The sequence below is a fragment of the Spirochaetaceae bacterium genome (genome assembly GCA_009784515.1).
Taxonomy (GTDB): domain Bacteria; phylum Spirochaetota; class Spirochaetia; order WRBN01; family WRBN01; genus WRBN01.
In genome coordinates this window covers 1-9,073 of record WRBN01000077.1, presented here as the reverse complement: position 1 = coordinate 9,073, position 9,073 = coordinate 1, and the positions used below count along the sequence as shown (strand labels likewise).

Below are 9,073 nucleotides of genomic sequence, written 5' to 3'. Positions count from 1 at the left end.
GCCAGATTAGCCGAAGAACAAAGGCAAGCTGAATTTTTAGCAACTCAGCAGCAATTAGCCCAGTTGCAGGCCGAGTTAGCGGAAGCGCAAGCCCAGCTGGCTCAACGTGAGGCCGAGCTAGCAGAGGCGCAGGTACAAAATGTCATACCGCCGGTGGTAGCTCCGGTTCCTCAAGTGCCGGCCCCGCCGCCAGCTACGGTTGCCCCGGCGGTAGTACAGCCGCCTGTAACACCACCGGTTACAACACAAACTGAAACGGAAACGGTAGAGCCACCACCCATCAGAATAGCTCCACCTCCGCCTGTACCGGCTCCGCAAACGATGACGGTAACGGCCCCAGTAGGTGAAACAGTGGCTATAACTTTAAGTGATGCCAGCTGGTATCCGGCCGTTTCGGCTTTACCTTTAGCCCTCGAGTTTTTACGTAAAGACCATAACACCCAAACCGGTGAAGCCAGTTTTATTTTTAGGGCCCGGCAAGCCGGTACTTATCAATTAGCTTTTAGGCGTAATTTACCTAATGGTATAGAAGAAATTGTGGTAACTTTAGTTATCGCCGAAGCTGTGCCGGCTCCATCGGCTTTACCGCCGGCAATTCCCGAAACTGCCGCACCGCCGCAAGTTGTGCAGCCCGATAGCGGTTCGTTTATCGAGGCCGCTATCAATAATAACACTCCGCAAACTTTACTTAGCAGGCAAAACGAAGTGATAGCGGCGGCGGCTACGATGACGGCCGGTGAGTTAGCTTACTTACTGCGTTATACTACTAACCAAACCGAGCTTATCGATTTAAGTGACGAGCTGCTGCAAAGTTTTATCCGCCGTTTTCCTAACAATAACGATGCCGCCGAGCTGCTTTTTAGATTAGGACAGTTTTTTGAAAATAACGATTCGCGCCGTAATATGCAGCGGGCTTATAGTTTTTACCAGCAGGCCTACCAAAATTATCCCTTAAGTCCCTTTAGCCGGCTTAGCCGTGAGCGTATGGATTTTTTAAATAGGTTTTTTATACGCATACCGTAATAGTTGATAACTGAAAATTAATAACTAAGAGCGTTAGCCAATATTGGCTAGATATGTTAGGCTTGTTACAAAGAAGATGGGTTTATGTTTAACAGTTTTCAAAATTTAACTCTAAGCCTTTAAGGATTTTGACGGGTATAACCAGTTTTTCACCGCTATAAGCCTCTTCCTCAAAGCGGCCATTATTGTTAAGCCTATAAGTAATAACAGTATTTTTATCGATGATAATCCAATACTCTTTTACGCCGGCTCGCTCGTAAAGCATACGTTTTCTCAGTATATCTATACCGCTTGTACTTTCAGAGGCGATTTCAATAATAAAGTCTGGGGCGCCAACTACACCGTTACCTTTAAATTTATTTTCATCACACACAACTAATAAATCGGGCCTAACAATGGTATCTTCATCTTCAAAGAGCTGAGTGTCTAGGTCGGCATAACCTTCACAAGTTTTGTCTACAAGATGGTTTCCAATTTGTCTGCTTAGCTCAAAGGAAATTTTTTGATGCTGGCGATTAGGCGAAGCCATCGCATAAAGCGTACCTTTATAAAGTTCATAACGGCCGCCATCTTCTATGGCATAATAATCTTCTATAGTATAATAGGGTTCTGCATTTAATAAACTGCTCATAACTTAATTATAGCATTAAAAGAGGAAGAGGGCAAGAAAAACTTGCCGTGAACCAACATGGAGTAAGCTGCACAATATTGGCTCAATGTGTTATACTAGCATAAAGGAGTAACAAAGATGGCAGAAGTGGCAGTACAATTTACAATGGACGCAGAGTTAAAAAAGCGTATGGAGCAAACCTGTAAAGATATGGGGCTTAACCTAGCTACAGCTTTTACCATGTTTGCCGTTAAAGTTACGCAAGATAGGCGCATTCCTTTTGAAGTAGAGGCAGAACTAGACCCGTTTTATAGTGAAGAAAATATGGCAAGATTACGCAAAATGGTTGAAGATGTAGACGCAGGAAGAACAAAACTTACAGAGCATGAACTTATTTTGGTAGACGAATATCCTTTAATCTAAAAATTTTCTGATATTCTATCAATAACTGCCTAATACTACACAAAATCTAAAATTTTTGCAACTACTAGACATACTCTCCATCTTTACCTATAATACAGCGGTTATGACAAAACCAACCGCAAATTACAACGAAGAAGCCATCAAAACCCTTTCACCGCTAGAGCATATCCGCCTGCGCAGCGGTATGTACATTGGCAGGCTAGGCGACGGCAGCAATATTGATGACGGCATTTATGTGCTGCTTAAAGAGATAATTGATAACGCCATCGATGAATATATTATGGGCAATGGCCGGCAAGTAGATATAGTTATACAAGATAAAAAAGTTAGCGTGCGCGACTACGGGCGCGGTATCCCGTTAGGCAAGGTGATTGATTGTGTGAGCGTGATTAACACCGGCGCTAAATATAACGATGAAGTTTTCCAGTTTTCGGTGGGGCTTAATGGGGTAGGCACAAAGGCCGTTAATGCCCTTTCCAGCCACTTTTTGGTACGCAGCATGCGTGATGGCCAATATTTTGAGGCGGTATTTAGTCAAGGCAAACTTTTAAAGCAAAACGAAGGCAAAAGCGCTGAAGTTAATGGTGTTTATGTGGAATTTATCCCCGATGAAGAAATCTTTGGTACTTACAGCTTTAATTTCGATTTTATTAAGCAAAGGCTCTTTAGTTATGCCTGTTTAAATAAAGGGCTAGCCCTAATTTTTAATGAAGAAAAATTTTACAGTGAAAATGGTCTGTACGATTTTTTAGTGCGTGAGGTAGGCAGTGATGTGCAGTACCCTATCGTTTACTACCGTTCGGTCAGCCTAGAATTTGCCTTAAGCCACACCAGCGAGGGGTATGGTGAAAGCTTCTTTAGCTTTGTGAATGGCCAATACACCAGCGATGGCGGTACTCATTTATCGGCCTTTAAAGAGGGGCTGATTAAAGGAGTAAACGATTATTATAAAAGCAGCTTTAATAGCGGCGATTTACGTGAGGGTATGGCCTGTGCAATGGCCATTAAAATTAAAGACCCTATCTTTGAGAGCCAAACTAAAAATAAGCTGGGCAATAACGATATTAAAGGGCCGCTAGTGGCCGAAACTAAGGCGGCTATCGAAGATTTTTTGCATAAAAATAAAGCTACCGCCGATAAATTGCGCGAAAAAATCTTGCAAAATGAACGGCTGCGTAAAGAGCTTAACGATGTTAAAAAAGAGGCGAGGGCGGCGGCCAAACGTGTATCGTTAAATATTCCTAAGTTAAAAGATTGTCATCACCATATTGGTGATAAACTGGGCGAAGAGAGCAGTATCTTTATCACCGAAGGTAACAGCGCCGCCGGCAGTTTAGGCAAAAAGCGTAACCCTCTAACACAAGCCGTTTATGGCCTGCGCGGTAAGCCGTGGAACTGTTACGGCTATCCGCAGTCATCTATCTATCGTAACGAAGAGCTCTTTAACCTAATGATGGCGCTGGGCATTGAAGGCGAGGTAGCCAACCTGCGTTACAACAAAATTATTGTGGCCACCGATGCCGACTTTGATGGCTACCATATTAGAAACTTACTTTTAACTTTTTTCTTAAGCTACTTTGAAGAGTTGATTATTACCGGGAAAATTTTTATTTTAGAAACACCTCTCTTTAGGGTAACCAAAGGTAAGGAGCAAATTTATTGTTATAACGAAAAAGAAAAAGAAGCAGCTTTAAAAAAGGTGAAAAATGGCGTAGTAACCCGCTTTAAAGGGCTTGGCGAAATTAGCCCCGATGAATTTGGCCCCTTTATTGGCAGCGATATGCGTTTAATACCGGTAACGATAGAGAGCCTTAAAAATACCAAAGAAATTTTAAATTTTTATATGGGTAACAATACCCCTAACCGCCGAGATTATATTATGGCTAATTTGATAGATGATGTGGGGTAAACATTGTAATTTTAAAATAAATTATGGCTAGTTGGTTTAACCCTTTTACCTCATAAATGGAGTACTATTTTGCTTGCTCATACCTCTCAAATACAGTATAATAAAGCTATGAGTAATGCTATTAACCTCGAACGTTATTACACGATAGAAGATTACTTCAATTTATATGAAGATGGCCTTTGTGCCGAGCTTGAACTGGGCAAACTTTTTATGTCGCCGTCCCCGGTGGGTAGTCATTCTAAAATGTGTCATCATTTAAATTTGCAGTTAGGTAATTATTTTTGGCAAAAAAAGTGTGAAGTTTTTACCGAGTTTGATGTAAGGCTGTTTGCCGATGAAGACACCATTTGCCGTCCCGATTTGTTGGTATTATGCGACCCTAGTAAATACAGCGAACGCTGTATTACGGGTGACCCCGATTTTGTTGTTGAAATTGGTTCGTTTGGCACACTAAAACGTGATTTGGGCCAAAAACGCCTTAACTACGAACGAGCGGGTGTACGCGAATATTGGGTTGTAGAAAACCCCTACCTTGTACATACTTTTGTACTGGGGGGTGACGGCAACTTTGCCGAGCAGGTTTACCGCAATGAAACCGCTGTAAAGGTGCAAATTTTTGCTGATTTAACCATCGATTTTACCCCGCTACAAAGAGGTATGTTTGGCGGGTAAGGTGGGTAATTACTTTATAGGGAATAAAAGATGTTTTGTGATATAAAATTCCAGTTAAATACAACTAAACGGATAACAACGAAACAAGATTAAAGAAGTAAAAACAAAGGTTCTTTCGTGGTTAATAAAAAATATAATCACAAAAGGTATGAAAAGCAGGTTTATTACAGTTTTTCTATTTTAAATTTAACCCTATAATCTTTTAGCATAAAAATTATCTGAAGAATAATAAAAAAGCTCGAAACAAGATAAGTCATTGCCAAGTTTGACAACAATTCTTGTTGTACTTCGGCTAGCGCTAAAACGCTTAGCAATAAGGTTATATCAAAAGTTTCGATAATTCTTAAAATAAACACCGAATAGGCAACTAAAGTACCCACGCCTATCATCACAAGGCTAACGCCTATGATAATGGCTTCTCCTAATAGGGTTTTTTTGCCTTTAAATTGTTTGTATCCTTTAGTCGCTAAAAATGTGTACACGACTGCTGCGAGGGCAACTATGCTATTTAAAAAAACAAAAAAGATAACCGAAATTAAAATGCCCGGCAAAGCAAACAGTAATGCCCCTCCAAAACCGGCTAGGTAGTTATTAGGTATTTCAGCTTGCTCCCTTTGAGCAATTTCATAGTTATGCTTTTCCTTATTTAAACAATTTTGACACCAATAAACCGCTACTTTATTAACGATGTAAAGCGCTGGTTCTTTACTTTCTTTACACTCTTGGCATAAAACTTCACCGCCGTGTTTAGCGGCAAAATAATCGGTAAATGTTAATAAAAGATTTTTTATTTTAGTGATAGAGTACGGTTTAAGTACTTCATTAAAATTAATAATTAAGCTATTAAAGTGATAAGTATAATTTTTAACTTTATTTTTAACAAGTGTATCGGCAATAAAATTTTTATCGTCTTCGTCTATTTGCGGCGGATATATCTCTAAAACCTTAATACTATTACCATCGTACATTTTTATAAAACAATTTTTTATTACCCCAACTACTTCCGATGATGTTAGGGTTAAATTTAACTCTTTCCCCAATTTTTTTAAGCCCGGCCAAAGCATATTTACCTTCCTATTAAAATTTTTCTAATATTATAAACTGTTAGTAACTTTTTGTCAAATATCTTATAATACAAAATGGTGATAAATAATTTATTAAAGAGGACGGTTAATTATTTTTAGGTCTAAAAATTTACTTTACATTAATCCTCTAAAATGTTATACTTAATATATGTTATAAAAAATTATTACATTAAAACAAAGGAATAGCTAATGCTTAAGCTTTATAATAGTTTAACCCGTAAAGTACAAGATTTTAAACCTATCACTAAAAACGAGGCCTTGCTTTATTGCTGCGGCCCTACGGTTTATGCCTATGCCCACATTGGCAACCTGCGCACTTATATCTTTGAAGATTTACTGCGGCGCACTCTGCAATTAGCCGGTTATAATGTAAACCATGTAATGAATATTACCGATGTAGGCCACTTAACCAGCGATGGTGATGAGGGCGAAGATAAAATGATTAAGGCCGCCCGCGAGCAAGGTATGGATGTGTGGGATATTGCTCGGTTTTTTACCGCCGCTTTTTTTAAAGATTGCGAGGCTTTAAATATTTTAAAACCAACGGCAGTTTGCTTAGCCACCGACCATATCACCGAGATGATAGATACTATTAAGTTAATAGAGCAAAGAGGGTACACTTATCAAGCCGGCGGTAACCTTTATTTTGATAGCAGTAAAGATAAAAAATACGGTATTTTACGTGGTTATGGCCTAAGCAGCGATACCGTAAGCCGGGTAGCTGCCGATGGTAACAAACGTAACAACGAAGATTTTGTGCTATGGTTTACCAGCAGCAAATTTGAGCGGCAGGCGATGTTGTGGGATAGTCCGTGGGGGCGCGGTTATCCGGGCTGGCACATTGAGTGCAGTGCCATGAGCCATAAGTATTTAGGGAAACAATTTGATATTCATTGCGGCGGGGTAGACCACATTGGGGTGCACCATACCAACGAAATTGCTCAATCGCTGGCGGCTTACGGTAAAGAGCCGGCTAAATTTTGGCTGCACGGCGAATTTTTAGTACTTAATAGTGATAAAATGAGCAAAAGCAGCGGCAGTTTTTTAACTTTAAGCGCTTTACTGGAACAAGGTTTTAAAGCATTAGATTATCGTTATTTTTGTTTAATTGCTAATTACCGTAAAAAATTAAATTTTAGTACAGAGGCTTTAAAGGCCGCTAAAACGGCTCGGGCTAAATTGGTAGGGCAAGCAGCGCGGCTGGCTTTACTATCGGCCGATAGCAATATCACAGCTAAAGCTGCGGCTTTAATTAAAGAATTTAACGATAAACTTTTAAACGACCTTAGCAGTGTCGAGGCGATTGCCTTAGTGCATACAGCTTTAAAAGATGACAAATTAAGTGATATTAGTAAAGCCCAGCTGCTTAAGCACTGCGATGATATTTTAGCGCTTGGCCTGTTTGCCGAAGCGGCTCGAGAAACTGCCGAACCGGAGGCATTACCGGAGCATTTATTGGCCCTAATTGAAGAACGTAAACAAGCTAAGCTAGCTAAAGACTTTGCCCTAGCCGATAATTTGCGTGCTAAACTTTTAGTGGAGGGAATTATTTTAGAGGATAAAGGGGCGGAGACTACTTGGCGGTTAAAATAATAGTTTTATTTTGGTGATTATTTATAGAAATTAAATGATATTTGTAAAAAAGTGATGAAAGAGCTTGACAAAATTATTTTAAAGCTTTAAACTAAAGCCAAGATTGATTAAGTAAACGAAAAATCTTCCAGAATAACTGGAAGATTTTTTTATAGGGTGTCAAATGGATTATTTAGCGGTAGTAACGCCAATTATCGAAGGGTTGGGTTTTAAAGTGGTAGAACTTAGCCATAGTCCGGTTAAAGGCGGCTTAAAATTTATGCTTTATATCTATAAACAAAACGGTGTTAGCCTAGATGACTGCGCTAAAGTTAGTTTGGCTTGCGCAGCCCGTTTGCAAGCTTTAATGCCGGCCGGCGGCGAGGCTTTGCTGGAGGTATCTAGCCCCGGGTTAAACCGTGTTTTTAAAGATGTGCATGAATACGCCATCTTTAAAGGTAAAGAGGTGCAGCTAAATTTAAAAACCGGTGAAACGGCGCTGGGAATAATTGGTGAAAGTAACGAGGTTGGTGTTTATGTTAATGCTAACCTTTATGAATATGCCGCAATAGCAAAGGCAAAATTGAGGGGGTAGCTTTAATTATGAAAGCAGATATATCGGAGGCGATTAAGTTAATTAAGCAGGAAAAAAATATCAGTGAAGAGCTGGTATTAAAAACCATAGAAGAAACCCTGCTGGCCGCCTACAAACGGCATTTTGGCAGTAACGATAACGCTTTGGTAGAGTTTACGCAAAATAATAAATACGTTGCACTTTATGCTAAAAAAATTGTGGTAGATGATGACGATTGGGATAACCCGGCTGTGCATATCGAGATTAGCGAAGCTAAAACCTATAACGAAGAAGCCGAAATAGGTGATGAAATATTAATAGAAATTAACCCCGCCACCTTTGACAGAGGCGATGTACAAACGGCCAAGCAAAAAGCTAAAAAAGATTTAGGTGATATTCAAAAAGATATATTATATAGCGAATATAAAAATAAAAAAGGTGAGGTGGTTATCGGCTACTGTAAGCGCGAGCGTAATGGTAATCTTTTTGTTGATATAGGCACAACGGAAGGTATGTTGCCCAAACGTTTTCAATCGCCGCGCGAAAGCTATCGCTTAGAAGACCGTATTAAAGTACTGGTTTACGATGTGGTAAAAAACAGCGGCGGGCTGTCTATTGTGTTATCGCGCAGTCATACCGAGTTTGTTAAACAAATTATCGAAAATGAAGTGCCGGAGTTAAAAGACGGCTTAATTAATATTCGTAAGATAGTGCGTGAGGTTGGTTACCGTACTAAGGTGGCTGTGGAAAGTAATCGTGATGATATTGATGCCGTAAGCAGCTGCGTGGGGCAGCGCGGCAGCCGGGTACAAGCGGTTATTAGTGAGTTGGAAGGCGAAAAGCTAGATATTATTAGGTATGACCATAACCCGGTGGTTTTTATTGCTAACGCTTTGTCGCCGGCGGCCGTTAGTCAAGTTTTTATTTTAGACAGCGAAAAAAAACAAGCTTTAGCGATAGTTGATGACGAACAGCTAAGTTTAGCCATTGGTAAACAAGGCTTAAATGTGCGGCTGGCTAACCGTTTAGTAGATTGGAACATTGATGTTAAAACACAAAGCCAATTTGCCGAGCTGGATATAAGCCCCGAAGCTTACGAAGATGCTGAGGCTTTATTTGAAAGTGATGAAGGCCTAGAGATTGAAGGTATCGCCGACTTGCCCGGTATCAGCCAGCGTTTGGCTAACACTTTGCAGGAAAATGGT

9 protein-coding genes are annotated in these 9,073 nt (G+C 40.1%); 7 read left to right on the top strand and 2 right to left on the bottom strand.

The window, feature by feature from the left end; translation table 11 throughout:
- Positions 1–1,023 (top strand): hypothetical protein (locus tag FWE37_08030; protein MCL2520926.1); only part of this gene is annotated, 1,023 nt, incomplete at its 5' end.
- Positions 1,024–1,111: 88 nt separating this feature from the next.
- Here the strand turns inward: FWE37_08030 and FWE37_08025 are convergent.
- Positions 1,112–1,654: a Uma2 family endonuclease gene (locus tag FWE37_08025; protein ID MCL2520925.1), complete on the bottom strand. Its 543-nt coding sequence runs from the start codon at positions 1,652–1,654 to the stop codon at positions 1,112–1,114.
- A gap of 117 nt (positions 1,655–1,771) precedes the next feature.
- Between FWE37_08025 and FWE37_08020 the strand changes: the two genes are divergently transcribed.
- The 3 genes from FWE37_08020 to FWE37_08010 all read left to right on the top strand — a co-directional run bounded on the left by FWE37_08020 (position 1,772) and on the right by FWE37_08010 (position 4,637).
- Positions 1,772–2,056, top strand: coding sequence for a type II toxin-antitoxin system RelB/DinJ family antitoxin (locus FWE37_08020; protein ID MCL2520924.1), 285 nt, complete (start codon positions 1,772–1,774; stop codon positions 2,054–2,056).
- 103 nt (positions 2,057–2,159) lie between these two features.
- The gene (locus FWE37_08015; GenBank protein MCL2520923.1) at positions 2,160–3,965 is read left to right on the top strand and encodes a toprim domain-containing protein; all 1,806 of its coding nucleotides are present in this window, start codon (positions 2,160–2,162) and stop codon (positions 3,963–3,965) included.
- 108 nt (positions 3,966–4,073) lie between these two features.
- The gene (locus FWE37_08010; protein ID MCL2520922.1) at positions 4,074–4,637 is read left to right on the top strand and encodes a Uma2 family endonuclease; all 564 of its coding nucleotides are present in this window, start codon (positions 4,074–4,076) and stop codon (positions 4,635–4,637) included.
- A 164-nt stretch (positions 4,638–4,801) separates the two neighbouring features.
- On the opposite strand, the gene FWE37_08005 is transcribed toward FWE37_08010, so the two are convergent.
- Positions 4,802–5,701: a hypothetical protein gene (locus FWE37_08005; GenBank protein MCL2520921.1), complete on the bottom strand. Its 900-nt coding sequence runs from the start codon at positions 5,699–5,701 to the stop codon at positions 4,802–4,804.
- A gap of 210 nt (positions 5,702–5,911) precedes the next feature.
- Here FWE37_08005 and cysS point away from each other — a divergent pair, with 210 nt between their 5' ends.
- The 3 genes from cysS to nusA all read left to right on the top strand — a co-directional run.
- Positions 5,912–7,315 (top strand): cysteine--tRNA ligase, encoded by a 1,404-nt coding sequence (gene cysS, locus FWE37_08000; GenBank protein MCL2520920.1) that lies wholly within the window; start codon positions 5,912–5,914, stop codon positions 7,313–7,315.
- A gap of 163 nt (positions 7,316–7,478) precedes the next feature.
- Complete coding sequence (locus FWE37_07995; GenBank protein ID MCL2520919.1) at positions 7,479–7,889, top strand: hypothetical protein; 411 nt, start codon at positions 7,479–7,481, stop codon at positions 7,887–7,889.
- Positions 7,890–7,897: 8 nt separating this feature from the next.
- Positions 7,898–9,073 (top strand): transcription termination factor NusA (gene nusA / locus FWE37_07990; GenBank protein MCL2520918.1); only part of this gene is annotated, 1,176 nt, incomplete at its 3' end.